The 26017-nt window shown below is 46.1% G+C and carries 17 protein-coding genes and 1 riboswitch; of the genes, 6 read left to right on the top strand and 11 right to left on the bottom strand.

The window, feature by feature from the left end:
• Window positions 1-14: 14 nt before the first annotated feature.
• The 8 genes from AC23N5_RS21785 to truA all read right to left on the bottom strand — a co-directional run bounded on the left by AC23N5_RS21785 (window position 15) and on the right by truA (window position 9879).
• The gene (locus AC23N5_RS21785) at window positions 15-2381 is read right to left on the bottom strand and encodes a TonB-dependent siderophore receptor (RefSeq protein WP_487757236.1); all 2367 of its coding nucleotides are present in this window, start codon (window positions 2379-2381) and stop codon (window positions 15-17) included.
• A gap of 175 nt (window positions 2382-2556) precedes the next feature.
• Complete coding sequence (locus AC23N5_RS21780; protein WP_487757235.1) at window positions 2557-3933, bottom strand: HmuY family protein; 1377 nt, start codon at window positions 3931-3933, stop codon at window positions 2557-2559.
• 132 nt (window positions 3934-4065) lie between these two features.
• A complete protein-coding gene (locus AC23N5_RS21775; RefSeq protein ID WP_487757234.1) occupies window positions 4066-6333 on the bottom strand; it encodes a TonB-dependent receptor in 2268 nt (755 codons plus the stop codon).
• Between the two features lie 8 nt (window positions 6334-6341).
• The gene (locus tag AC23N5_RS21770) at window positions 6342-6911 is read right to left on the bottom strand and encodes a PepSY-associated TM helix domain-containing protein (protein ID WP_487757233.1); all 570 of its coding nucleotides are present in this window, start codon (window positions 6909-6911) and stop codon (window positions 6342-6344) included.
• A 6-nt stretch (window positions 6912-6917) separates the two neighbouring features.
• Window positions 6918-7853 carry a sirohydrochlorin chelatase gene (locus tag AC23N5_RS21765; RefSeq protein ID WP_487757232.1) on the bottom strand — a complete coding sequence of 312 codons (936 nt, stop codon included), beginning with the start codon at window positions 7851-7853 and terminating at the stop codon, window positions 6918-6920.
• Window positions 7854-7891: 38 nt separating this feature from the next.
• A complete protein-coding gene (locus AC23N5_RS21760) occupies window positions 7892-8374 on the bottom strand; it encodes a Fur family transcriptional regulator (protein WP_183973082.1) in 483 nt (160 codons plus the stop codon).
• Between the two features lie 146 nt (window positions 8375-8520).
• Window positions 8521-9117 (bottom strand): nucleotidyltransferase family protein, encoded by a 597-nt coding sequence (locus AC23N5_RS21755; RefSeq protein ID WP_487757231.1) that lies wholly within the window; start codon window positions 9115-9117, stop codon window positions 8521-8523.
• A gap of 12 nt (window positions 9118-9129) precedes the next feature.
• Entirely contained in the window at window positions 9130-9879 is a 750-nt protein-coding gene (gene truA, locus AC23N5_RS21750; RefSeq protein ID WP_183973078.1) for a tRNA pseudouridine(38-40) synthase TruA, read from the bottom strand.
• 150 nt (window positions 9880-10029) lie between these two features.
• On the opposite strand from truA, the gene AC23N5_RS21745 reads away from it, so the two are divergent.
• The 5 genes from AC23N5_RS21745 (at window position 10030) to AC23N5_RS21725 (ending at window position 18080) form a co-directional block, all read left to right on the top strand.
• Window positions 10030-12327, top strand: coding sequence for a peptidylprolyl isomerase (locus tag AC23N5_RS21745; RefSeq protein WP_487757230.1), 2298 nt, complete (start codon window positions 10030-10032; stop codon window positions 12325-12327).
• A 19-nt stretch (window positions 12328-12346) separates the two neighbouring features.
• Window positions 12347-13714 (top strand): peptidylprolyl isomerase, encoded by a 1368-nt coding sequence (locus tag AC23N5_RS21740; protein WP_487757229.1) that lies wholly within the window; start codon window positions 12347-12349, stop codon window positions 13712-13714.
• Window positions 13715-13760: 46 nt separating this feature from the next.
• Entirely contained in the window at window positions 13761-14723 is a 963-nt protein-coding gene (locus tag AC23N5_RS21735; protein ID WP_487757228.1) for an AAA family ATPase, read from the top strand.
• Window positions 14724-14918: 195 nt separating this feature from the next.
• Window positions 14919-17189 (top strand): NADP-dependent malic enzyme, encoded by a 2271-nt coding sequence (locus AC23N5_RS21730; RefSeq protein ID WP_183973071.1) that lies wholly within the window; start codon window positions 14919-14921, stop codon window positions 17187-17189.
• Window positions 17190-17381: 192 nt separating this feature from the next.
• Window positions 17382-18080 carry a hemerythrin gene (locus tag AC23N5_RS21725; RefSeq protein WP_487757227.1) on the top strand — a complete coding sequence of 233 codons (699 nt, stop codon included), beginning with the start codon at window positions 17382-17384 and terminating at the stop codon, window positions 18078-18080.
• A gap of 155 nt (window positions 18081-18235) precedes the next feature.
• Here the strand turns inward: AC23N5_RS21725 and AC23N5_RS21720 are convergent, their stop codons facing one another.
• Both AC23N5_RS21720 and metE read right to left on the bottom strand, forming a co-directional pair.
• A complete protein-coding gene (locus AC23N5_RS21720; RefSeq protein ID WP_487757226.1) occupies window positions 18236-18739 on the bottom strand; it encodes a PAS domain-containing protein in 504 nt (167 codons plus the stop codon).
• 71 nt (window positions 18740-18810) lie between these two features.
• Window positions 18811-21120 (bottom strand): 5-methyltetrahydropteroyltriglutamate--homocysteine S-methyltransferase, encoded by a 2310-nt coding sequence (gene metE / locus AC23N5_RS21715; RefSeq protein ID WP_487757225.1) that lies wholly within the window; start codon window positions 21118-21120, stop codon window positions 18811-18813.
• 95 nt (window positions 21121-21215) lie between these two features.
• Window positions 21216-21356: riboswitch (cobalamin riboswitch) on the bottom strand.
• A 272-nt stretch (window positions 21357-21628) separates the two neighbouring features.
• Between metE and AC23N5_RS21710 the strand changes: the two genes are divergently transcribed.
• A complete protein-coding gene (locus AC23N5_RS21710) occupies window positions 21629-22711 on the top strand; it encodes a Gfo/Idh/MocA family protein (protein WP_183973063.1) in 1083 nt (360 codons plus the stop codon).
• Window positions 22712-22930: 219 nt separating this feature from the next.
• On the opposite strand, the gene AC23N5_RS21705 is transcribed toward AC23N5_RS21710, so the two are convergent.
• Entirely contained in the window at window positions 22931-25843 is a 2913-nt protein-coding gene (locus AC23N5_RS21705) for a PVC-type heme-binding CxxCH protein (protein WP_487757224.1), read from the bottom strand.
• Window positions 25844-26017 lie beyond the last annotated feature (174 nt).

Genomic DNA, 26017 nt, shown 5'->3' with positions numbered 1-26017 from the left:
AACACAGAAAAAAACTAAAACTTATAGTTAATGCTCAAGCGGGCATTTCTTAGGGCTTCCACCTGTGAGTAATAGCTTGAGCTCCAAGGATAATAGGCACCGCCCGTAATGAGGTACTTATTGAAAATGTTGTTTACGTTTAAGGCAATCCCAAACTTGTTCAACTGGTACGAAATAGCTCCGTCAAAGCGCGTGTAGTTGGGCATAGATGGGTCAACGTCAGGATTGTAAATTCCGTACCAGTTGGTTCTTCCGCTGGTATTCTGAACCCCTAATGAAAGTCCTAACCCTGACGCTTTCCCAGATTGTACGCGGTAGCTCAGCCAAGCGTTGGCGATGTGCTTGTCGGTGCCAGGCACTTGCTTATTGACTTGTTTGTTGTCGGTATCTTTGGTGATTTTAGCGTCGGTAAGGGCATAATTCATCGTAATGTCTAAGCCCGATACTATTTGTCCGCGGAGGTCGAGTTCTATTCCCTGCGTTTGGGTTTGTCCCAACTGAATTGAGAAAAACTGGTGGTTAGGGTCTGCGGTTAAAACGTTATTTTTGGTGATTCGATACACACTCGCGGAGGCATTCCAGCGGCCATCAAGCCATTCTTTTTTGATTCCAACTTCTTTGTTGTTGCCAACGATAGGGTCAAATTTTTTCCCTTCAAACGTACCACCCGCTTGCGGAATAAACGATTCATCATAGACCGCATACACGCTTGTGCTTTTGTTGATGGAATAACTAAGACCAAAACGTGGCGTAAACTTGCCCGATTTTACGGTGCCAGAGTAAGGGTCAATGTCGTTGGTGGAGGTATAGCGGCCTGCCAACGTGACGCGAAGTTTATCGTTGGCCAGACGAATTTCATCTTGGGCGTACAGCGCGGTATAAACATTGTTATAATGAACTCCACGCTCACGGATGCTCAGACTACGGTCATAAACGGCGTAATTTTTGGCAGGAATTTGTCCGTAAACAGGCTTATAGACGTTCAAGTCTCCCACAATCCCTCCTTGACTCCAATCGTGGTAAAAATCCTTGTTGCCCATGTCGATGCCCGTCAAAATGCGGTGTTTGATTCCTCCCGTTTGTACATCACCGTTGACAAAAAACTGTCCTACTTTAGTTTGCCCCAAAATATCCCAAATACTGGAAGTTCTTTTTAGCGTGTCGCCGCTAAATCCTGACGCCCAGAGGCTTTCGCCTACTTGGTCGAAGTGTAAATACGCTACTTGACCCGTAAATTTCCAGTTGGCATTAATGCTGTGCGAAAGGGTGATGAATAGCGACTGGTCTTTGATGTTCGTGGTTCTCATGTTGGGTTCCAACATCGTAAAATCGTGTGGCAAGTCGCTAATTCCTTTGGGAGAGAAGGCATAGGCCGAACCAATCGGAGACATACCGACTCCTTGAAGGGTATATTCGGCCGTTAGAGAGGTGGTAGGGTTGATTTGAAACTTAATGACGGGAGCGATTGACACACGGTTGTTGAACTCGTAATTGCGGTGCGTACCTTTCATTTGTCCCATCAAATTGAGACGGTACAGAACTTTTCCATCTTTGCTCAATTTTCCATCAAAATCCATTGAACTACGGTACGTTCCAAAACTTCCGACCGTCATCGTAGCTTCTGCTTTGGTCATACCTGTGGGCTTTTTGGTAACTACGTTGTAAAAACCGCTCGGTTCGCCGCTGGCCAACATAAACCCCGCGGGGCCTTTGACAATCTCAATACGTTCTACCATGCTCATGTCTTCGGTAAGTGGCCCCCAAACTTCGGTGACGTTCATTCCGTTTCGGAAAGCAGCAATGCGTGACCCGCGCATCGAAATACGCGCATACGTTTCCCAGTGTTCAGAGCGGGCAGCTCCGCTGACATTACGCGTTACGCCCTCCGACATGTCAAAAATTTGTTGGTCTTTCAACGTTTGGGCCGTTACCACCTGAATATTTTGGGGAAGTTCCAACAAAGGCGTTTTGAGTCGCAGTGAGATGGATGGATAATCAGAAACGTATTTGCTCGGATTGGCCGTAACCAGCACTTCTTGAAGCTGTTGGCTATTGGCGGCGAGTTCTACGTTTTCTTCCAGTACTTGTCCTGCGGTAAGGGTGATTTTTTTAGACAGGGGAGTTAAACCAACAAAACTTGCTTGCAAAGTGTAATTGCCTGGTTTGATGTTGGTCAACTCATAGTTACCTTCCGCATCAGCGACTACCCCTTTGTTTGTTCCTTTTAAAATGACGTTAACAAACTCGGCTGCCTTGCCGTCGGTGGTAGTAACGCGGCCTTTGAGGGTGGCGTTTTGTGACCAAGCAAAGGTACTTATCAATACAAAAACAAGTACTAATCTTGAGGTGAGTTGTAATGTGTGGGGAAGAGAAATTTTCATTTTATGTGGTTAATTAATTAAAATTCTACAAAGAAGTCAGACGATAGTCAGACTGGTTAGGTACAGTGATACAGTCAGACGGAAGCCAGATTTCTGGTCTGACTATCGTCTGACCAAGAAATAGTCAGTTAGATTGGTAAGGCGTTCGGGTCTGACTATCGTCTGACCCGAACGCCTATTTTTTCTTGACAAGGGCATATTCAAAGACAGGTTTGCCACGTTCTCCGCCGTCGCTGGCCAAGCCCATGCTAATGAAGCGTACTTTGTAATAGTTGCCTGCAGGGTCTTTGACGACGTAAAAACGGTCTTTGCGAATACCCGCCGTAGTGCCCGGGGCGGTATTGCGCCATTTGCTGCCGATGGCGTCGCGGGTTTTGAGGAAGGTCAAACCTGTTAGATTACTTTCGCCAAAAGCCTCGTAAGTAGTGGCAGAAGTGAGAATTTCGGCTGCTTCGGCACCTGCGGCGTAGTTGAGCGAAATGAAATCTTGGAACCAATACGGCGTAGCAGGAACGGTGCCTGCGTTGGAGGTGCTGTAGCCCCACTGAATGTCCCAACTCGCTTTGCGAGGTTCGGCGCTTACCAATTTGGCCGTTTCGAGCGATAGGAAAGAGAAGTTGTAATCGGCGTTTTTAGGTATATCAATGGTCTGAATCGTCGTTTCGCCAATGCGCGCGAACTGTACTTTATAGCCTTCTCCGTTGCGGTTTACTTTTACTTTGTACCACTGATTTTTGGCTTTACTTCCTTCAAAACTAACCAAATACACTTTGTTTTGGGATTCAGTAGCCGATACTTCAGCAAAGGATGTTTTGGTTAAATCACCATCCCAATAGTCACACAACGCCAATGAACCTTCGGCCCCAGGTGCAAAGTTTAAGTCTAAGACAGAAGCCGTGTCGGCCAAGGTGACGGCAGTAATGTCCGTTTTGGCCGTGGCAGCAGCGGAGGTTTGGTAGCTGTGATTGAGAATGACACGGAACTGTCCACCTTGGTAAAACCCTAAATTCCAGCTTTTACGGGTTGAAAGGGTCGTAGCATTGGCGCTGAGGTCGATATAGACGTTGTTGGCATAATTCGATTCGGCCGTTTTTCCCTCGGCAGTTAATTGACTTCCTGTGGAGGTAATGGCGGCAAAGCTTAGTTTCAGTTCGGTGTTTAAGCCCATCAAAACGGGCGTTCCTACCGATGTGATTTTGAGCGCCAAGCTTTCATCACCATTCAAAAACACATTGGCTTTCTTTTTTACTTTGATCGTAACCCCTGACTGCCCCGCTGGGATGGTGGCCGAAATGACATTATTACTTGCGGCAGGTTCGGTCGTAAATTCTTTGTCGTATGTCAACAACGTGGGCGTTAGCTGAATACTTACGGGCACTGCCGCGTCGGCAGCGCGGCTGAGCGCAATTTGAATACTTGCTTCGTCTCCTTCGAGTCCTTGTGCGGTGGTGGTAAACGAGGCGAGGTTATCGGGTAATTCTACCTTTTGTTCACAGGCAGTAAAAGCCCAAATGCTGGTGGTAACGAATAAGGTGCAGAGTATTTTTTTCATTTTGATAAAAGTTTATTTATTGTTTTTAGTTGGAGTCAGACGATAGTCAGACTTCAGATTGGTGGACGATTGCGTGGCTGTAAAGTGGGTCTGACTATCGTCTGACCCGCACTCGTATCGTCAGACCCGAACTCATTTAGACAATTGGGCGGTCAGTCCCACAAAAAATGACCTGCCATACGCCATGGGAACTGCGCCCCCTGAACTATGCCCTGCGCCTGTATTGACAGCAGAATTGGCCAAGCGAGTGACGTTGAAGAGGTTTTTTACCCCTCCCACAAGCGTATAGTTTTTGAAAAAGACTTTGTTTAACGTAACATCGGCCATGTGAAAAGCGGCCGTTTCGGCAAGGCTGGCGATGGTGCCATTCTCGGTACTGACTGCCTGATAGGTGGGTAGTTTTCCCGTGTATTTGTAATAAAAACTTAGGCTGGTTGCTATTTGGGGAATCGTATAGCGGAGGTTGGTATTGACCTCGTTGGACCAAACAAAAGCTGGAGATGAAACCGATTCCGAAACGCTGTTGTAACGGCCAATGTGTGAGAAACCAAGACTACCTTGCAAGTTTTTCCAGAAAAGCGTGTTGTTGAACGTGAATCCTGTGGTTTTGAAGGTATCAATGTTCATGTAAGTCGAAATCGCTGGGTTGGTTGGGTCAGTGCCAATCGAAATGAGGTTGTTGAAGTGATTGTAAAAACCACCCAACGTGCTGTTGAATCGCAAGGTAGGTTTCGCAATCACTTGATAAGACAGGAAGGCATTGAAACTATCAGAGTCTTCCGCTTTTAAATTGGTATTGCCTCTAATGGAATGACTTGCGTCAAAAAAAGTAAAATACAATTCGCGCAGTGCGGGAGAACGAAACCCTCGGGCGTAGGCCAACCGCAAGTCAAGACCATCGGCCAAAATGAACTTGGTATTGATGGACGGAATGACGGGCGGGGCATCGTACACGGAGTTTTTGAGAAACCGAAGCCCTGGACGAACGTTGATTTTTTTGCCAATTTTAAACTCAGACGAAACAAAATAAGCAAACTCGTTGATGTGTGGCGTGCCTTGGATACGCTCCCCTGCGCTGGAATTGAGGTTCATTTCAAACCCATGCTGAAGCGAAACGTGGCTCGAAAACCGATGCTGTGCCGTCAGTCGGGCAAAGGTAGTTTTGAACGTTGACTTATCCTGTGACCCACTCAGGTTGAGGGTACGTCGCTCGCGAACAAGGTCATAGTCAGTGGTTTCGGTTTGGCGGCTGTAATCCGTAAACGATACGGCAGCAGTAAGGCCTGTTTTGTCATTGACTTGGTACTCACCTTGTGCCTGATGAAACCAACGGTAGGTGACATAAAACTGGTCAGTAGCCGATAGGTTTTTGGTTTGGGTATTGATGTAAGTATCACCCAGGCTTTTGAGGGTTTCGGACGTACCATTGAAACGATACCAAACGTTTACTTTTTGAGTTCGGTAGGCGATTCCCGCCGTTGAAAGGTACTGCTCTTTGGGTAACCATTCTTTTTTACGGCCTGTGTTGGCTCCTTGCCATCCGCCGAAGAAGTTGCGTGAAAAATTGCCTGATACCTGCCAGCCTTTTTTTTGCCAAGCCACGCCCAGAAATTCATTATGCGTACCCTCGCCCGCAAAGGGTTGGTAATCGCGCCCCGTCGTTTCTTCTTGCACACGAGCGGTTAGGGTCAGGTTGGCTTTTTCATCTCCTTTTTTGGTAATGATATTGATGACGCCCGCCAGCGCATCTGAGCCATACGAAACAGACATGGGGCCTTCGACAATCTCAATTCGGTCGATGATGTTGATGTCAATTTGACCCAAACTCTCGCGGGTAGAACCACGGTCAATCATCGGGACACCGTCCAACAAAATTTTGACATTTTGCCCCGACATTCCCATTAGCTGAACATCGGTCGTTCCTAAAGTCAGGTCGTTAGAGAAACGCATTCCGAGTTCCGTATTCAGGACGGTTTGGATGTTGGTTGCTCCACGCAGGCGAATTTGTTCGTTAGAAATAGTACGGATTTGATACACCGAATTGCGTACCGACTGTGGACCAAATTGCCCTGTCACAACCACCGCATCCAGCTGATTGGTCGAAGGAGTTAGCAAAATTTCCCCCATAGCGATTGAAACGTTATCTACGTTTACTTCTTTTTGAACCGTGGCCAAACCCACAAAGCGAATACTAATCGTATGTTTTCCTTGGGGGAGCGCAAGTTCAAATTGGCCTTTGGCATCCGTCACTGTTCCCCAAGAAGTAGAAGGTACGGCAACGGTAGCGCCAGCGATAGGCCCCGAGGCATCTTTGACCGTACCAAACACTTTTCCTTGGGGTGTTTGACAAAATGCTGACGCATTGATCCACCAAAAAAGTCCAACCAAAAGGTATTTCATGGAGCTCATCATTTGAATGAAAGTAACACGACGAAAAGAAGGATAGGAGCAAAACCAGCGGCAAGGAGCCATTTCCCACGCCCACCGAGCCCATGTTTACCTTTTAGGATAAAAAGACCCGTCAACGTTATCAAAATGAGCAAAACGGCAAAGACATCGGAAGCCCATTTCCAGCCGTGGAGGCTATTGCGGTGAATGGCGTTGACTTCGTAAAAAAGTGGGCGCTTGGAAATGTGCTCGTACAATCCTTTTCGGCTCGTGAAATTGAGGTGAAAAGAGGCGTCTTTGTAATAAATTTTGAGCTGATCTTTGGTGGGAGAGTCCACGTATTTGTGGCGACCTTCTCCCACCATTTTGGCAAACTCAGCAATTTCTTTTTCGCCAATTTTGCCCATCTGGTAGTTGGTAGGAATGACCAACTCACGTTTTGTCAAAATAAAGTCAGGATTCCAATCATCGACGTGATTCAGCGCAATGCCCGACAAACAATAGACAATAATCAAAGCCGAAAAAAAATAGCCTAAATCACGGTGCGTGGCGATGTTGAGCCGCCGAAGCGCCTTTTTTGACCAGTCCATTGTCACTTAGCTTTTTTTGATTTTACCTACAAACTCATTGGCGACGGTAATAACCCAATGCTGAATGTCAGGGTCGGGGAGGATGGCATCAGGCTTGTAAGAAACCTTTTTTTCACTGTTAGCCACTTTATCGATGCCACCTCCGATGATTTTAAGCTGAAAGTCTTCGTCGTGCGCAACCAACACAGGAATGACGACGGCCTTCTCTTTTTTCTTTAAGACTTCATTTACTGCCTTGGTGGTTTCGGCAGGATTGTAGTGAGCAATGTGCCCGCACCAGCCGTGGCTATGTTCGCTGATGCCAATTTCTTGTTTTACGTGTGTGGCAACTTGGTTAAACAACTCCGTCCATTCTTTGTCGTAGGTTTCGTCGCCGTAGCCAATCAACACAAGTCCTTCGTGGGGTGCATCTTTTGAAAGTTCTTTTGCCCTGCGCAATACGTTTCTTTTTAATACGTCGGTAAAGTCTAAGTTGGGGGTAATGTGGATGGCTGCTTTGGGAACATAACGCTCAATTTTCTCTAGTTTCAGGGCTTCCATGGAGGCTTTATCTTCTTTTTGTCCCATGATAGTCGGCAGGTCTTCAAAAGTATGCGGGCTCACAGTCAAGAAAATTGGAACCACGACCACGTCCGTAAAGCCTTCTTTATCAAACTCTTTGAGACGCGTCGCAATCGACGGCTCGGTGTATTCCATGAAGGCCGTTTTAATGCCTTTCACATCGCCAGATGCCAATACAGAATCAGTTACATTTTTTTCTAAACGCACCAATTCATTGCGCCAAGTCTCCGAACGAGAGCCGTGATTGACCAACAATACCCCGATTTTCTTTTCAGAAGTAGCGGTTTCGTTTGATGCCTTCTCGCTGCTTGAACAGGCTTGAAGAAAAAGTACCAGTGCCGCAATGACACCCAATGTCCATGTAAGAGGAAATGATTTCATTTTAATTTAAACTAATTATAAATAGTGGTGCAAAAAAATTAATTCACATTCTTGGTAATTCGGTTTTTGCAAAGCTCCTCCGTGCAGTGGCCGTAAAGCACCAAAGAGTGATAAGCAATGTCGGTAGAAAACCAATCGCTGACCGTTTTTTCGATGGTATGGATTCGTGGGTCGCAAAATTCTTTGACAAACCCACAATCCAAACAAAGAATGTGGTCGTGCTGGCCGCTCCCAACGGTTCGCTCATAGTGAGAAGCCGCTTGTCCGCCAAACTGATGTTTTTTGATGAGCCCAGCTTCCACAAATAATTCTAAGGTATTATAAACGGTTGCCATGCTCAGATGAAAACCCTTTTGAATGAGGGTTTCGCGTAACTCACTGGCATCGAAGTGATGGTGGTCGTTTTTTGCATAGATTTCCTCTAAAATGGTGTAACGCTCTTGGGTACGGCGATACCCTTTTACTTCTAAAAATTGATTAAGACGGAGCGTAACGGCTTCAATGTGAGGATTCTTATTCATCTTCTGCAAGGCTTGCTTTGAGCTTACTACAACAGTAATTTTATTTAGAATAATTCTAATTTTTTGCAAACATACGTATTTGTTTAGAATAAATCCAAATTAAAATCGAAGAATTGACTACTGATTTTTGTCAGTATGTTTGAAAATTAACGAAGGCCATCCAGAAAGGCTTGGTACTCGTCGGGCGTATCGAGGTCGATGCTGCCAGCTTCAAACTGAAGGATATGCGCTTCGTCGAGGTGGTTCATCAGTACAGGCTTGGCACCTTTGTCGCCTTTGAGATTTAAAAGTTCTTCAAAAAGCGTCCGATCAAATAAAGCAGGCACGCCCAGTTGCTCCCCATATCGACAAGCAATGAGCCGTGGTTTTTTGGTGGTATAAATTTCAATCATCCGTTCTAACAACGAAACCGAAAGGTAAGGCTGGTCGCAGACAAGAATGATGACGGCTTCAATTTCTTTGTAAGTCATATAGACGCCCGCAAGTCCCATTTTTACCGACGACGACATGCCTTCGTGCCACATGGGGTTGTCGATGACGGTGAGGGGTAAATCAACAATTTCGGGGGCAATTTGCGGTTTATTGGCACCAATGACCATCACCACGGGGTAGCAGTCGGTAGCGAGGGCGATTTCAGCGGTGCGATGGATTAGACTCTTGCCCTCAATTTGGAGCAATTGTTTTGGAGAACCCATTCGTTTTGATTCTCCCGCGGCGAGGATAATAATACCTATTTTATTCAAGGGAAGTATAAGTTAGTTCAAAAGTTCGTTCCATTCGTAGCCTACTTCGGTCAAAAAAAGCCCGCAAGCAGGTGCCTGAGCAGCGGCATTTTTACGGTTTTTGGAAATAATAATTTGCTCAAATTGTTCAATACTCATTCGGCCACGCCCTACTTCAAGCAGCGTTCCTACGATGGCACGCACCATGCCACGCAAAAAGCGATTGGCTTTGATGTGAAAAGTGATGCCCAAGGCGGTCGGTTCCCAGTAGGCAAAGGCAATCTGGCAAATGAATGTCTTTACGTCGGTGTGGATTTTGCTAAAGCACTCAAAATCTTCGTATTGTAGAAGAAGTTTTGCCGCTTCGTTCATTTTTTGTACATCCAAAATGGGCCGATACGTGTGTGCCAAATCCACCAAAAATGGATTGCGCTGATACACGATTCGGTACTGATAACAACGGTGCGTCGCCGCAAACCTCGAATGAACATCGTCTTTGACCAAGGTCAGGTTTTTAACCGCAATGGAGTTGGGCAAGACACTGTTGATGCCGTGGATAAGTCGGTCGGGGGCGGGGAGGGGCTCGGGCACGTCAAAGTGGGCAAATTGTTGTTCGGCATGAACGCCCGCATCGGTGCGGCTGCTGCCAATAATTTCGAGTGGCTGCCGCAAAATAACCCCAAACGCCCGTTCGAGTTCTTCCTGAATGGTGGGAGCATTGGGTTGCTTTTGCCACCCGTGAAAGTCCGTCCCTCGGTAATTAAGTTCCAAAAAATAACGCATGGCGCAAAGATAAAGCGATTTCGGTTATAGAAAGGAGCTATTGACAAAACGAATGTTTGTTTAAACTTTCGGAAAGTTGGCGTAACTTTGCAAACTTCACAATAAATGAAGCTTGATTAGTGTTTAATTAATGAACCAAAAGAAGTTCAAATGAAGTATAGCTATTTCGTCGTCGCTGCGTTGATTCTTGGTATTACAGCCTGTACTACATCGAAACCTACCCCTCCACCGCCACCACCGTCCGAACCTACGATTCTGACCATTGGCGGGAAAAAAATCACAACCGATGAGTTTTTTCAGTCATTTACCAAAAACCAGTTTTCGGACGATACCACCAAGCCCACGGGCATTAGCGAATACCTACAACTTTATACAAACCTTAAATTAAAAGTATTGGGCGCTCAAAGCGCAGGGCTTGATACCGCGGCTAGTTTTCGTGAAGAAATGGCGTCTTATCGCCAGCAACTTGCACAGCCGTACTTGATGGACAAGGCGTTGGTGGATAATTTGGTGGCGGAGGCGTATGAACGAATGAAGCAAGAAGTTCGTATCGCGCACATTATGCTCCCTGTTTCGCCTGATGCTTTACCTGCGGACACGCTGTCTGTGTTTCGTGCCATCAGCGAACTTCGTGGGCGCATCATTCAGAAAGAAATTGATTTTGAAAGTGCCGCTAAACAATATTCCAAAGACCCTATTTCAAGTCCAAAGGGGGGAGATTTGGAAAGTTATTTTCCTGTTTTTAAAACAATTTACCCGTTTGAGACAGCCGCTTTTACGTTGCCTATAGGGCAAATATCTAATCCTGTGCGTTCGCGGGCGGGGTATCACCTGATTAAAGTACTTGAACGCCGTCCTGCGCGTGGAAAAGTACAGGTGGCGCATATTTTGGTGAGCGTTAGTTCGAGCGCAACGGAAGCGGGGAAAATCGCAGCGAAAGCCAAGGCAGAAAAAGCGGCGGCCTTGCTTCAACAAGAAGCTTGGGAAATAGTGTGTCGTGATTATTCGGACGATGCCACCACCAAAAACGAAGGAGGTGTTCTGCGCGAATTTGGGCCAAGCGAAATGGTGCCTGAGTTTGAGAATTCCGCATTTTCTTTGAAAAATGTGGGTGATATTTCGGCGCCGTTTCAATCAAATTATGGTTGGCATATTATCAAATTGCTTTCCAAAAAGCCCATTGAATCATTTGCCGAGGCAGCTCCTCAAATTCGCCAAAAAGTAACCACCGACTCAAGAAGTGAAGTAATCCAACAAGCACTTATCAAAAAGCTAAGAGCTTCATATAAAATAGTGGAATCAGAACCAATTCGTGAAGCAGCTCTTGCCAAATTTGATTCGTCTATCTTAAACGGTCAGTGGAAGTTTATCGAACCTCTCAGCGCAACGCTTGATAAAAAAGAGCTGTTTCGTATTGATAATGAGTCGTTTTTGGTAAATCAGTTTTTGGAATATGTACGCGATTTTCAGCGACCTGCTGCGCCAAACTCGTCGCCGTTGGTGGTTGGGCAACGTTACTATCGTACGTATTTGGAGAAAAAGCTGATTGAAGTCGAAGAGAAAAATTTGGACAAAAAATACCCTGAATTTAAAGCACTTGTAACGGAAATGAACGATGGTTTGTTGTTTTCTCAAACCATGGAAGCCAACGTTTGGCAGCCGTCGTTGTCGGATACCCTCGGGCAGCGGAAACTTTGGGAGCAAAACAAACAGAAATACCAGTACCCAGAGCGCGCACTAGCGACCATTTTGGTGTCGGATAGCGACTCGTTACTGAAACGTGCGCAAGAATCGCTCAAGTCTGCGCCTTATCAACTTCGTCGCAAGGGGACAGACCTCATTTTTGATTCAAAATCGACGATATTGACTGAAAAACACCGCGAAGCGTTGGTAGATGTGGCAATGACATTGATGAACAACGAAAATTATGTGGTAGAGGTATCGTCGTTTGCAGGAGCAGAAGAAGCTGACTCTGTGTCGGCGGCTCGCTTGAAAAATGCCATCAAGGCTTTGTCAGGGGATGGCGTATCGTTGACGCGAATTATTGAGAAAGACAATGGGAAATACAAACCCGTAGCAACCGATACGCGCAACCGCCGAATTAGTTTTCAGTACTTTAGCAGTTCAAAAAAAGACCTTGAAAAAGCGCTAAATGCCCAGAAGACAGGAGTAATTAGCATCACCGATGGTGCTTTTGCAAAAGGTGCCAATGCCTACCTAAATGCGGGCCGTTGGGAAGCTGGAATGCAACAAGTAAACGTAAATGGGAAAAAAGCCGTTATTAACATTGAAAAAATTGAACCTGCTCGTATCAAAACTTTTAATGAAGCGCGGGGAGCAGTGATAAATGATTTCCAAAAACAACTCGAAACAAATTGGCTTAATCAATTGCGCCAAAAATTTGGCGTACAAGTAAACGAAGAAGAATTGCGTAAACTGTCAAAATAAGCAGTCCATTTAGTATTATATGAAAAATACCCTCATTCAACGATTCAGTAGCCTTACCCTCGTATTGGTGTTTATTAGTTGCCTTTCGGGCTGGTCACAAGGCAAAAGTGTCAGTGTCAACAAAGTAATCGGAAAAGTAGATAACTACTACATCCTTCGCTCTGACCTTGAAAACCTTATTTTACAATACCAACAACAAAACCAACCTGCACCCAACCAATGCCAAGCATTGGAAAGTTTGATTATCCGTAAAATGCTCCTTGCCAAAGCTGAAATTGACTCGGTGGAGGTGGAAGACAAACAAATTGATAATCAAATTTCGGCTCGTATGGAATACATGGCCAAACGCTTTGGTTCAGAAAAGAACATTGTGGAGGCTTATGGCAAAAGCATTGAGACGCTAAAAGCAGAGCTTCGCAGTGAAATCAAGGAAGAAATGCTTTCGGACAAAATGCAAAACAAAATTACGGAAGCAATCAAAGTAACGCCGAGTGAGATTCGCAAGTTTTTTAATGCGATTCCAAAAGACAGTTTGCCGTTTATTCCTGCGGAGGTAGAAATTGGACAAATTGTGCGTTTTGCAAAAGTAACTAAAGCGCAGAAAGACGAACTTCGTAACAAGTTGTTGGATTTTAAGCAACGCGTTGAAAAAGGAGAAGATTTTTCTGGCTTGGCGTCAGCTTATTCAGAAGACATTGGTTCGGCACAACAAGGCGGAGATCTAGGGTTTGCCAAGCGCGGGATGATGGTGCCAGAGTTTGAAGGAGCAGCGTTGAAACTCAAACCAAACGAAATCTCAGAACCGATAGAGTCAGAATTTGGCTTGCACTTGATTCAATTGCTCGAAATCCGTGGGGCAGAATACCACGCGCGTCACATTTTGTTGCGCCCTGATTACAACCGCATGGATTTGAGTGAACCACAGCGTATTTTGGATAGCTTAAACCGAGTGATTAAAACAGACACAACGGCTAAATTTGAAAGATTGGCCAAAGATTGGTCGGAAGACAAAAACACTGCCGACGCGGGAGGGCTCATCAAAGATGCACAATCGGGCGCGTCGCGCTTGCCATTGGATGCTTCTATGGATTATAACTTGTATATGATGTTGGATACCATGAAAGTTGGCACGATAAGTGCGCCATTGAACTACCGTACGGACGATGGTAAAACGGCCATGCGCATCGTCTATTATAAGAGTAAGTCGGAACCGCACACGGCGAGTTTGAAGTTAGACTTTGAAAAACTTAACAACATTGTTTTGGCAAACAAAAAAACAAAGGCGGTGGATGAGTGGTTTAAAAAAGCAGTAGCTGACGTATTTATCAAAGTTGAACCTGAGTACCAAGGATGTCGAATATTCGGCATTTCCCCCGATGACAATTGAAAAAATTAAATCCCCCATCTATTAACTCATAAACCCTTTAGATGAAATGAAGTTTAGTTCTGACGTTGCAGCTGCCGAAGCTTTGAAAGAATCCTATGAAAAACTCCGCACCGAGATTGGAAAAGTGATTGTAGGTCAAGATGAAACAGTACGTTTACTTTTGACGGCCATTTTTTGCCAAGGACATTGTCTGCTTGTGGGGGTACCAGGGTTAGCAAAAACCCTGTTGATTCAGACAATCTCGAACGCACTTGATTTAAGTTTTAACCGTATTCAGTTTACGCCCGACTTGATGCCTTCGGATATTTTGGGGTCGGAAACGTTAGACAACGAGCGTAATTTTCGTTTTGTGCGCGGGCCTGTGTTTGCCAATATCATTTTGGCTGACGAAATTAACCGTACACCGCCCAAGACGCAATCGGCGCTTTTGGAAGCGATGCAAGAATATGCCGTGACCGTGGCAGGTCAAAAGCACGCGTTGAGCCGTCCGTTTTTTGTGCTAGCTACGCAAAACCCCATCGAACAAGAAGGAACGTATCCACTTCCTGAAGCGCAATTGGACCGTTTTATGTTTATGGTCACCTTGGATTATCCTTCGTTCCAAGAAGAATTAAACATCGTAAAAGCAACAACTGCCGACAGCAGACCCACGGTAAACAAAGTAATTTCGGGGGCTGAGATTGAAGCATTCCAACACTTAGTGCGACGCGTACCTGTGGCAGATAATGTGGTGGAATATGCCGTAAAATTGGTTCACAAAACCCGCCCCAACGGGGAGTTTGCAAGTGCAGATACCAAGAGTTATTTGGAATGGGGAGCGGGTCCACGTGCGTCGCAAAACCTCATTTTAGCGGCTAAATGTAATGCTCTTATCAATGGTAAATATTCGCCTGACATTGAAGATGTGAAAGCAGTAGCGGTACCTATTTTGCGCCACCGTATCGTGCGTAACTTTAGAGCCGAAGCCGAAGGCATTTCATCCAATGAAATCATTAAACGATTGGTCTAAATATTGTTCATAAATAGTCGTCATTTTGGCCGTCTATTCCCCTTTTAGAGGAGAATAGACGGCTTTTTGTTTGTATGCCTTTGTGCCGTTTAGAAACTTATCGGGTAGGTTTATGACAAAAACTCAATTAATTAGTACGACAAATGATTTTCGTTCGTACCTTGCAGCCCCAAAATCAACCTCCAATTAACCGTTATGCCTCCAAAAATTCGCAAAGAGGACGCGCTTTACTACCACTCGAAGGGCCGCCCTGGCAAAATTCAAGTTGTGCCAACCAAAGAGACCAACAACCAACTCGACTTGTCTTTGGCATATTCTCCTGGCGTTGCCGAACCCTGTATGGAGATTCACCGCAACGTAGAGGATGTCTATAAATACACCGCCAAAGGTAACTTGGTAGCAGTTATTAGTAACGGAACCGCCGTGTTAGGCTTGGGTAATATTGGCCCAGAAGCTGGCAAACCCGTGATGGAAGGGAAGGGCCTTCTGTTTAAAATATATGCCGACATCGACGTGTTTGACATTGAACTTAACACCGAAAACGTGGACGAGTTTGTGCGGACTGTCAAAATTATGGAGCCAACCTTCGGGGGTGTAAACCTTGAGGACATTAAGGCACCAGAGTGTTTTGAGATTGAACGTCGCCTCAAAGCCGAACTGAATATTCCTGTTATGCACGACGACCAACACGGAACGGCCATCATTAGTGCGGCTGCCTTGTTGAATGGCCTCGAAATCGTGGGCAAAAAAGTCGAAGATATTCGCATCGTTGTTTCAGGTGCGGGCGCCTCGGCTAGTTCGTGTACCAAGCTGTATATGGCATTGGGCGTTCGCCGCGAGAATGTCGATATGTTTGATAGCAAAGGGCATATCAATACCGCCCGTACGGATCTGGATGACCTTAAAAAAGAATTTGCTTCAGAGCGCCGTTTCGCTTCCCTTGCAGAGGCAATGGTAGGAGCCGATTTGTTTTTAGGTTTGTCAAAGGCCAACGTAGTATCGCAAGACATGGTACGTTCGATGGCCAAAGATCCAATGGTATTTGCGATGGCCAACCCTGATCCTGAAATTCCGTATCCTGATGCGGTAGAAGCCCGCGAGGACGTGATTATGGCCACAGGTCGCTCGGATTATCCCAACCAAGTAAATAACGTACTCGGATTTCCGTACATTTTCCGTGGAGCATTGGACGTACGTGCCAGTGAAATTAATGAAGAAATGAAGTTGGCAGCAGTTCGCGCATTGGCCGAATTGACCAAAAAGCCCGTCCCAGATATTGTCAACTTAGCATATAATACGACCAACTTGACGTTTGGGCGGGAGTACATCATCCCTAAACCCGTTGACCCGCGCTTGCTTACGACCGTAGCGCCTGCCGTTGCCAAAGCAGCGATGGACAGCGGGGTTGCCAAAAGCCCAATTGCCGACTGGGATGCGTACATTCAGCAGTTGGAAAAACGCCTTGGCCAAGACAATCAGATTTCAAGAGTGATTATCAGCAAAGCCCGTAAAGCGCCAAAACGCGTTGTATTTGCGGATGCTGAAAATGTGCAAGTACTCAAAGCAGCCCAACAAGTGCGCGATGAAGGAATTGCATTCCCTATATTGCTTGGGAAAGAGGAGCGTATTCGTGCCATCATTGAAGCCAATAAGCTTGACATGGCCGATGTGCCTGTGATTGATCCATACAGCTCCGAACAAGCGGAAAACATTGACCGCTATGCCGAAGCATATTTCAAAAAACGCCAACGCAAAGGGGTTAATCTCATTGAAGCGCGTAAAATGATGTACTATCGTAGTTCGTTTGGGGCAATGATGGTGGAAATGGGCGAAGCCGATGCCCTCATTTCTGGTTTGACCCGCAACTACCCCGACACAATTCGCCCTTCGCTCCAAATCATTGGAAAAGAACCGGGCGTAACAAAAGTAGCAGGGATGTACATCCTTCTGACGCGTCGTGGGCCGTTGTTTTTGGCTGATACGACGGTGAATTTCAATCCGACGGTAGATGATGTCGTCGAAATTACGGAACTCACGGCACGGGCAGTAGAGCGTTTTAATATCAAACCACGCATTGCGTTGCTCACATATTCTAACTTTGGAAGCGCCAAAGGAGAAGATGCTGAAAAAATGAGCGCAGCCGTGGCAAAACTCCACGCGAAGCATCCAGACATGATTGTGGACGGTGAAATGCAAGCGCACTTGCCTTTTGATACAGAACTGTTACGCGCCAACCACCCTTTCTCAAAATTGGTGGACGACGGAGCAAATACACTTATCTTTCCTAATCTTTCGGCGAGTAACATTGCCTATAACCTCCTCAAGGAAGTAGGTGAATACGAGGCGATTGGGCCGTTGTTGTTGGGCATGGGCAAACCCGTTTATGTCTTGCAGCTGGGTAGCTCGGTTCGTGAGATTGTCAACATGGTGGCCATCGCAGTAGTGGAGGCGCAGATGAAGCAATAGGTTTATAGGTTTCCTGTTTGAAGTTTCGGGTTTCCTGTTTGGAGCCAAAGTGGCGGCGGTTACCAATAACCGCCGCCAAGGTTTCTCAAAACCATAATTCCCAAACACGAAACCCAAAACCTTTTCCTGATTTTTATCATAGTTTGAATACGTAGCAGTGGCTAGATTTGGCTTCAACCCAAATGAACTAGTATGGCTGCACTACATGATTTTATTGATACCGACAAAACCTACCAATTGGTCGTTGAAAGGTTCGGTGATTCTTCCCTCCAAGACAAAGAGCAAAAAGCAGGAAGCAAAGTAATCGACATGAATCCTGAGCTTATCGAGCTCATTTTAGATTTATACAATAACGAAGAAGACTTCCCTTTTGAAAAAATGCAGAAGTTCTCGATTGGAGAAATTCTGGCCTATTTACAAGCGACTCACCGTTATTACCTTACCAAAAAACTTCCCGAAATTGAGCAGTCGTTGGTGCATATTTTTAGCAAATATGGACAAAGCCATCAGCTATTGGCGAGTTTGGCGTATTTCTTCAATGACTACAAGACCCACTTGATTGAGCACATTCGGATGGAGGAGAAAGAGCTGTTTCCTTATATTCAAAAACTCATTGAGGTTTCAAAACAGCCCGCCGAACTTCGGACTTCAGCCGAAAAATCGAACTTTAGTATCCAACAATTTATTGATTCACACTCGCCCATCGAAGACGAGCTGCAAGAAGTAAGTCAGTTGATTCGGCGTTATTCGGGCGAAGAATCCGTGCCTTTGCCGTATAAAATTTTCTTGAACCAAGTGGAGCTGTTTGAATTGGAACTTCGTAAACACGCCATCATCGAAGACCACGTTTTGGTACCAATGGCGCTTGAACTGGAGCAGCAATTGAATTGAGCCAACTTTTCGGAATACTTCCTCTTTACCTAAAAGACAAAGCCAATGGGGGTGTGTGAATGCAAGACCTTCTAAAACACATAGAGCACATTAGAATAAACACATAGTGAACAAAGAAGGCAGCTGCATTGCCCCCGTTGTGCTTGAGTACTTAACTAACAATCAACTTCTTTCTCAATCGCCATAAAATGCGTCAAAAGACCGTCGGTGTTGTGGATGGGGAGAATGGTTACTTGGCACCAATAGGCTTCCCCATTTTTACGGTAGTTGAGAAGTTTGGTCGCTACTTGCTCTACATTCGACAACTTTTCGCGTATTAGGTGCAGCGATTTTGTGCTTGTTTTTTCACCCTGCAAGAACGTAGGTTTTCGTCCGATGACCTCGTTCTTAGGATAATGGGTCATTGTTTCAAATTGCTTACTTACCCATACTATTTCTTGGGATAAGTCGGTGATTACTAAGATATAATTGTTTCGTAAGAGTTGTTTTGTTTCTAATTCTAAATCCCATTGAAATCTTTCAGAAAGTGTCGAGATGGATTTATAATCTTCACCTACTTCTATTTGCTTTTGCAACAACGGATGGGCAAAATCCCAGCTTAATAGTGGGACAAGTGAGGAAAGTTTGTGAATTGATTTTGAAGGTGGAAAATGAAACATAATTTTTATCTTTTGTTGTACTACCCTACGTTTAGGTAAAATGTTTAAACCTAAACGTAGGTATTTTTGTTTCACACCTCTTCAACAATGGCTTTTCTAACTTGGCCAGCCGCTTGTACCATGTTTTTTAAGGCCAAGGCAGTCTCTGGCCAACGGCGCGTTTTTAAACCACAGTCGGGATTGACCCAAAGGTGATCAGCGGGGAGTACGGCCAATGCTTTTTCTAACAACTGCACCATTTCATCGACGCTGGGCACGCGAGGACTGTGGATGTCATAGACGCCTGGGCCAATTTCGTTGGGATAGTTGAAGGTATGAAATGCGTCCAACAACTCCATTTGTGAACGGGTGGTTTCAATTGTAATGACGTCTGCATCCATCTCCGCAATGGATTCTATGATGTCATTAAACTCTGAATAACACATGTGGGTGTGGATTTGGGTCTGGTCTGCCACCGCAGAGGACGCCACCCGAAAGGCTTTGACAGAATTGTCAAGATAGGCTTGTCGGTCGCTTTTGCGTAACGGAAGTCCTTCACGCAGCGCTGCTTCGTCGATTTGGATGATTCGGATACCTGCTTTTTCCAAATCCAACACTTCATCACGAATGGCCAAAGCGAGCTGAAACATTGTTTCACTTCGGGCTTGGTCGTCCCGTACAAACGACCATTGCAAAATCGTAATCGGCCCCGTCAACATACCTTTCACTGGTTTTGAGGTTAGCGATTGGGCGTAGGTAGCCCACCGTACAGTCATGGGGTGTGGGCGTTCAATGTCGCCATAAATAATCGGTGGTTTCACACAACGTGAACCGTAGCTTTGCACCCAACCATTCTGCGTAAAAGCATACCCTTCCAACAGTTCGCCGAAATACTCCACCATGTCGTTTCGCTCAAATTCGCCGTGAACCAATACATCCAAACCAATTTCTTCCTGCCATTTTATCGCCTCCTCGGTGTTTTTTCCGATGATTTCCTCGTAGTGTTGGGGGGAAATCTCGCCGCTTTTGTAGCGAGCGCGAAGCTGGCGAATGGCGTCTGTTTGGGGGAATGAACCGATGGTCGTTGTGGGGAAGATGGGCAACTGCAACAACGCTTTTTGAAGATGTTGACGGGTTGAGAACGGACTTTTACGCTGGGTATCGGCCTCGCTGAGCGCATCAACGCGTTGTTTTACGTGCGGTTTGTGAATCAATGACGACGTACGCCGACTTTCGATGTCTGCTTTATTTTGCGCCCATTTTTTATTGTCTCCTTGGGTGGCGATGAGATGTAAGTCGTTGATTTCTTGGAGCTTTTGTTTGGAAAAAGCCATCCATTGCTTTATCTCAGAAGGAAGTCTGGTTTCGTCCTTCTCCAACTCCAAATCGCAGGGCGTATGCAACAAAGAGCAAGAGGGCGCAATCATTACCCTTGCCTCTCCTAACTTATCAATGGCTTTTTGGATGAAAGTGAGAGAACGGGTATAGTCGTTTTTCCAAACGTTACGTCCGTCAACTACACCAAGTGACAACGACATAGGTTCGTGGATGGCTGTTAATAGGTTGTCAAATTGACTGGGGAAACGTACCAAATCGACATGTAGCGTACAAACTGGCAAAAGAGAAGCTACCAGCAGGTTGTCGCGCAAGCCATCAAAGTAAGTAGCCAGCATGATTTTCAGTTGGGGGAAACGGTTACGAATCGTGCCGTATGCCGTTCGGAGGGCGTCTTTTTCTTTGTAGCTTAAATCAAGTGCAAGGCAGGGTTCATCGAATTGAATCCACACGGCTCCTTGTTGGGTCAGTCGCTCAATGATGTCGTAATAGACGGAAAGCAAGCGAGGTAATAATTCTAAGCGGTGAAAGTCGGCTTCTTTTTCTTTGCCCAAAAGCAAGTAAGAAACAGGCCCTAAAAGCACGGGTTTCGTCAAAATCCCTGCCGACTTGGCTTCATCAAACTCATTGAAAATTTTGTCTGAAGAAAGGCTAAACGTCTGATTTTTGGTGAACTCAGGCACTAAGTAATGGTAATTGGTATCATACCATTTGGTCATTTCTAACGCTTTAATGTCAAGCCCCTCTTTTTGGTAGCCCCGAGCCATGGCAAAATAGACATCGAGGGAATTGTTTTGAGGATTGGCATTTAAGATTTCTTGGTAGCGAGCAGGAATAGCACCCACGGTTAGGCTGAGGTCGAGCACATGGTCGTACAAAGAAAAATCGTTGGACGGAATGAGGTCAATGCCTGCTTGTTGTTGCAGCTGCCAGTTGTGGAGGCGGATTTGGCGGCCTGTTTCTAGCAGTTCGGTTTGTGAGATTTTGCCCGCCCAGTAGGCTTCACAGGCTTTTTTTAGCTCGCGGCGACTGCCAATGCGAGGATACCCAAGGTTGTTTTTGAGCATAAGAGTAAAAGGAGTTGAATGAAACAAAAAAGTTGAAAAACTTATTTGCTCTTTCCTTACCCACTGCCTGACGTCGGCTTCGACTCGTGAAAGCCTCCGTCAATTCGTTTTTGGCAAGTGTCTCGACTTATCGTTTTGGGCGATTTACGGTTGCACGTCAGTTCGTGAGTTACACACGATTCCTTTTTAATTCAGCAAAAACAAACTCCGCTGAAACCAAAAACGGCAATTGATTGAAAGAACTTCTGCAAAGGTAGAGAGAGAATAAAATAAAAACTTATAATGTTTATTTATGAATAGAAATTAACAAAAAATAATCAAATATGTTAAATATAAAAGATTGTATAATTATAAAAATTAAAAATAATAGATAAATAATCTTTTAACAATTCTCCAATTTATTGCCCAAAAATTACTGTGCCACAGCAGCCCATTTTGAAGAAATGATGGTATGTAAGAATGAATGATGTACTTTTACAGTTAAAACCATTTCCTTTCATTACTACCTATGTCAACATCCCCCAAACCAGTGCGCGTCCTTGTCGTTGGATGCGGTAACATGGGCGCCTCTCACGCCACAGCCTATCATAATTTTGAAGGTTTCGAAATTTGTGGTATTGTCTCAACGGGAAAAAGTAAAGAAGTTCTAAACGAAAAATTAGGGGGCGGTTACGCATTGTATTCCGATTATGCAGAAGCCCTTCAAGCGACTCAACCCGACGCGGTTTGTATCTCCACCTACCCCGACACGCACGAAGCGTTTGCCGTCATGGCCTTTGAGCACGGCTGTCACGTATTTATCGAAAAACCAGTTGCTGATACCGTCGAAGGAGCGAAGCGCGTGGTAGAAGCGGCCGTGAAAGCCAATAAAAAATTGGTGGTAGGGTATATTTTGCGCCATCATCCGTCGTGGGAAAAGTTTGTGGAATTGGCGCAAACGCTTGGTAAGCCATTGGTAATGAGGATGAATCTCAACCAGCAAAGCCACGGCTATATGTGGGACGTACACCGCAATTTGATGAAAAGCCTTAGCCCAATCGTGGACTGCGGCGTGCATTACATCGACGTTATGTGCCAAATGACCCGTTCAAAACCAGTGTGGGTATCGGCCATTGGCGCTCGTTTGACCGACGATATTCCTGCGGGAAATTACAATTACGGACAACTCCAAATTCGTTTTGAGGATGGTTCCGTAGGTTGGTACGAAGCAGGCTGGGGCCCGATGATGAGCGAAACGGCATTTTTTGTGAAAGACGTGGTAGGCCCTAAAGGCTGCGTGTCGATTGTGGCAAAAGATGCAGGTGGGGCGGGTAAATCGGACAACGTGGACGCACACACCAAAACGGAGTCGTTGCGTTATCACCATGCTGATATTGACGAAAACAACGCATTTACAAAACCTGATGAGTGGATTAACTTGACCGACGAGCCAGACCACCAAGAGCTTTGTAACCGCGAACAAGCTTATTTCTTAAAGGCAATCGTAGAAGATGTTGACCTAACCGACCACATGGCGGACGCCGTAAACAGCCTTCAAATCGCGTTTGCGTGCGACGAATCAGTGCGTACGGGCGAAGTTGTTCGTTTGTAATAATTATTGGCTAAAGTAAAGGGCAGAAGGAACTCATTCGCCCTTTACTTTAGTTTCCTTTGCCTCTTGCCTCTTGCCTCTTGCCTCTTGCCTCTTGCCTCTTGCCTCTTGCCTCTTGCCTCTTGCCTCTTGCCTCTTGCCGTGCGACGGTCCGACTCTTGCCTCTTGCTTCTTGCCGTGCGACGGTCCGACTCTTGCCCCTTGCCCCTTGCCTCTTGCTTACTTAGGTAACCCGAGCAGATACCCTGCCAAATCCGACAAATCTTTTTCTTTTAGCCCCAACGACGAAGGTTCGGGCATCAAACTATTTTTAAGTTGTTGACGAGAAGCAATTTGTGACGCTTTAATGGCCGATGTTTTGCCCGCAACATCCCTGAGGAGCACATTCGCACCGTCGCCCACCACAAAACCGTAGTACGTATTTTTGTCTTTGGTTTGAATAATCCACGGTTCATAGCCAAAGGCCAAACTGGCGCTTGGATTGATGATGGCGTCTAACAATCCCTCTTTATCAAACTTTTTCCCAATCAAAGTCAAATCAGGGCCAATTTCTTTCCCGTCTTGCTGAAAGCGGTGACACGACGTGCAGTGTGTTTGAAAAATCTGTTTGCCTTTACCAAGGTCGGCAGGAAAACTTGCGGCTAAGCTCACCGAAAGTCCTTTTCCACTTGGACGCGGAAAGTAATCGCCCGCCATCATCCGAATACTGCGATCGGGATTGTTGAAAATGGTTTGAGCAATGAGCGGCCGTAGCTCTTTCGGAATTTTGTTCTCACTGGCGGCGGCGAGCAGCAATTGTCCCCCAAATACATCCCCAGCAAGCGTTTTTGCCGCCTCTTCGCGTTTTGCGATGGGGGCATTGGCATCGGTCATGATGTCTTTCCAAGTCAACATCTGTTTTTGAGCGGGACTGAGTTGCGTCGCCGCTGCTTCCTGCCAATCAAGCAACGGCTGCCAATCGTTGGTTTTGCGGAAATTGACCCAATAAAACGCCTGTTCGGCTACGTCTTTCAAGGTACTTTTTGTCAAATCAAGCATGGCAAGCGCGGCCGATTTGTCTTTGATAAACGCAATCGCGGTGATGGCTCGTTTGCGCTCTTCAGAAGAGAGAGTTGGAGAGGACGCTCGCGTTTTTAAATCGACCAAGGCTGCTTTTGGATGAAGTCGCCACGCCATCCACGCTTGTTGGGGCGTCCATTTGGCGGCATTTTGAGGCCATTGAGGACGAACTTTCTGGAAATAACTTTCTTCTTTTCCGTCCAAAGCCGTTCCTAAGGCTTCTAAATAATAACGGTCTTTTCCATCAAAAGCAGCTTCGAGCGGCGAAATCAGACTTGCCATCGCAGCGTAAGGAACATCCCGCAACGAAATGGCGATTTCGCGGTATAGTGGAAGGGAAGCCACTTTGAGCGCTTTTTGGCACAAATCCACTTGTTGGGCTATTTCTTGGGGCGAACTTGAAGGCGTGACGTCGTGCTTCAACGCCCGAAATGCCGCAGTTTGGAGCCGAGCGTCAGTACTTTGAAGCAGAAGTTGTTCTACTTCGGCTTTTCCAGCTGCCCCCAATTGAGCCAACAACCACACCGCGCGCGCTTGCACAAACGGATTAGCATCGGCCAGCAAGGCTTTGACGGCGGGAATTACTTTTTCGCCTTGGGCTTGTAACGCCACAAAACCTAGGTTGCGAACATTGATGGCGGGGTTTTTAAGGGCTTCGATTTGTCCCTTGACCGAGCCGAGATCTAAGGTGGGTGTACTTAACTTTTTGCCTTTGGGCGTGATTCGGTAAATCCGTCCGTAGCCTTTTTTATCGTGCATTTGGTGGCCACCTACCACGGGGTCGTACCAATCGGCGACGTAAATAGCGCCGTCTGGGCCCGTAGCGGCATCGCTGGGGCGGAACCACTTACGTTTGTCTTTGCCCGTTTCGTGCCAAATGTAGTGTTCTTCAACTTTGGAAAAGCTACTGATAAAATCGACCCGTTGAGAGAAATCAAAACCAGCCCCTTTGGCTTTAGGCCAATACGCCCATACCACATTTCGACCTGCTTCGCAGCTGAGAACGGTACCTCGGTATTTTTCACCCAAGGCGTCGCCTTCATACACGAGCATACCCGTGGGAGAGCCTGCGCCCGTGTTGTCACCCGCGAGCAAAACGCCAGGGTCTTCTTGGTGCCAGTGGGTAGTAAACATGTCTTGGCTAGGTCGTCGGTCGGCCTGCCAAGTACGCGTACCGTCGGCACTAAAATAGCCCGCGTTAGAGCCTTCCATGACCCAACTCGTACGGCAGGTGACTACTTGGTCATCGTTGTCGTTTTGCCAATAATCGCCGTAGCTGTCGATGGCTATTTCGTAACTATTCCTAAAATTGTGCGCCATTACTTTGAGACCCGTTCCGTCGGCATTCATCCGCAACGACAGGCCACCCACCCAAATACGCCCATCGTCGCTTTTTTGATTGCCTTGGTTTTCTTTGTTGTAGGGCGTTCCTCCTGTATAAATACTCCCCGAGCGCAGTGTCCAACCACTTTTATCTTTGACATTGTGCGGTCCCGCATTTCCTGTGTTAAAATGCCACCTTCCGTCGGGGCCAGCCGTGAGCGAATGCAGCGAGTGGTCGTGGTCGAGGCCGCCAAAACCCGTTAAAAAAATCTCTTTTTTGTCGGGAATGTCGTCGCCGTTTTCGTCGGTATAAATAATGATATTGGGGGCGCAGCTTACCACCACTTTATTGCCAATGACCCCAATGCCCAGCGGTGCTACCAAGTCTTTGTCTTGGACAAACACCTTCGATTTGTCAGCCTTCCCGTCACCGTCGGTATCTTCCAGAATCATGACTCGGTCGCCTTCGTTGAAGGTGAGCTTTTGGTCAGGTTTATTGTTAAAATTGCGGTAGTTGACGGCCTCCGTAATCCAAACCCTCCCTTTGGCGTCGATGTCCATGTTGGTAGGATTGTAAAACAACGGTGCTTCGGCCCAGAGGGTAGCTTCAAGGTCGTCGGGAACATAGACACGGTTGGAATCGGCAGCACCTTCCGCTCGGTATTCGTTTTGGAGGGTATCCGTTCCTGTGAAAGAAAAAACCGAAACAAAACCCAGTAATAGTATGAGTTTTATTGCTGTATTTTGCATTGTTGGTTGGGGTTTTAGGTGCGAATGACTTCGTGTAAAATAAAGTCCAAAATAGGCGTTAGATACTCGCTACTTATTATAAAGAGTTTAGATGTGACGTCAGATTCTCAAATCTGACGCTAGAGGTTTCTCAAGACCTCGTTTGCAAGGGTTTTGAAAAAGCTGAGTCGGTTG

It is taken from the genome of Runella sp. R5_40 (genome assembly GCF_057652295.1).
This window is presented reverse-complemented; position numbering and strand designations above follow the sequence as displayed.

Excerpts from the sequence above, each read along its gene's own strand:
- AC23N5_RS21710 (WP_183973063.1), top strand. The coding sequence starts at position 21,629 with ATGTCAACATCCCCCAAACCAGTGCGCGTCCTTGTCGTTGGATGCGGT.
- AC23N5_RS21705 (WP_487757224.1), bottom strand. The coding sequence starts at position 25,843 with ATGCAAAATACAGCAATAAAACTCATACTATTACTGGGTTTTGTTTCG.
- AC23N5_RS21745 (WP_487757230.1), top strand. The coding sequence starts at position 10,030 with ATGAAGTATAGCTATTTCGTCGTCGCTGCGTTGATTCTTGGTATTACA.
- AC23N5_RS21775 (WP_487757234.1), bottom strand. The coding sequence starts at position 6,333 with ATGAAATACCTTTTGGTTGGACTTTTTTGGTGGATCAATGCGTCAGCA.
- AC23N5_RS21785 (WP_487757236.1), bottom strand. The coding sequence starts at position 2,381 with ATGAAAATTTCTCTTCCCCACACATTACAACTCACCTCAAGATTAGTA.
- AC23N5_RS21770 (WP_487757233.1), bottom strand. The coding sequence starts at position 6,911 with ATGGACTGGTCAAAAAAGGCGCTTCGGCGGCTCAACATCGCCACGCAC.
- metE (WP_487757225.1), bottom strand. The coding sequence starts at position 21,120 with ATGCTCAAAAACAACCTTGGGTATCCTCGCATTGGCAGTCGCCGCGAG.
- AC23N5_RS21730 (WP_183973071.1), top strand. The coding sequence starts at position 14,919 with ATGCCTCCAAAAATTCGCAAAGAGGACGCGCTTTACTACCACTCGAAG.
- truA (WP_183973078.1), bottom strand. The coding sequence starts at position 9,879 with ATGCGTTATTTTTTGGAACTTAATTACCGAGGGACGGACTTTCACGGG.
- AC23N5_RS21765 (WP_487757232.1), bottom strand. The coding sequence starts at position 7,853 with ATGAAATCATTTCCTCTTACATGGACATTGGGTGTCATTGCGGCACTG.
- AC23N5_RS21740 (WP_487757229.1), top strand. The coding sequence starts at position 12,347 with ATGAAAAATACCCTCATTCAACGATTCAGTAGCCTTACCCTCGTATTG.
- AC23N5_RS21760 (WP_183973082.1), bottom strand. The coding sequence starts at position 8,374 with ATGAATAAGAATCCTCACATTGAAGCCGTTACGCTCCGTCTTAATCAA.
- AC23N5_RS21720 (WP_487757226.1), bottom strand. The coding sequence starts at position 18,739 with ATGTTTCATTTTCCACCTTCAAAATCAATTCACAAACTTTCCTCACTT.
- AC23N5_RS21725 (WP_487757227.1), top strand. The coding sequence starts at position 17,382 with ATGGCTGCACTACATGATTTTATTGATACCGACAAAACCTACCAATTG.
- AC23N5_RS21735 (WP_487757228.1), top strand. The coding sequence starts at position 13,761 with ATGAAGTTTAGTTCTGACGTTGCAGCTGCCGAAGCTTTGAAAGAATCC.
- AC23N5_RS21780 (WP_487757235.1), bottom strand. The coding sequence starts at position 3,933 with ATGAAAAAAATACTCTGCACCTTATTCGTTACCACCAGCATTTGGGCT.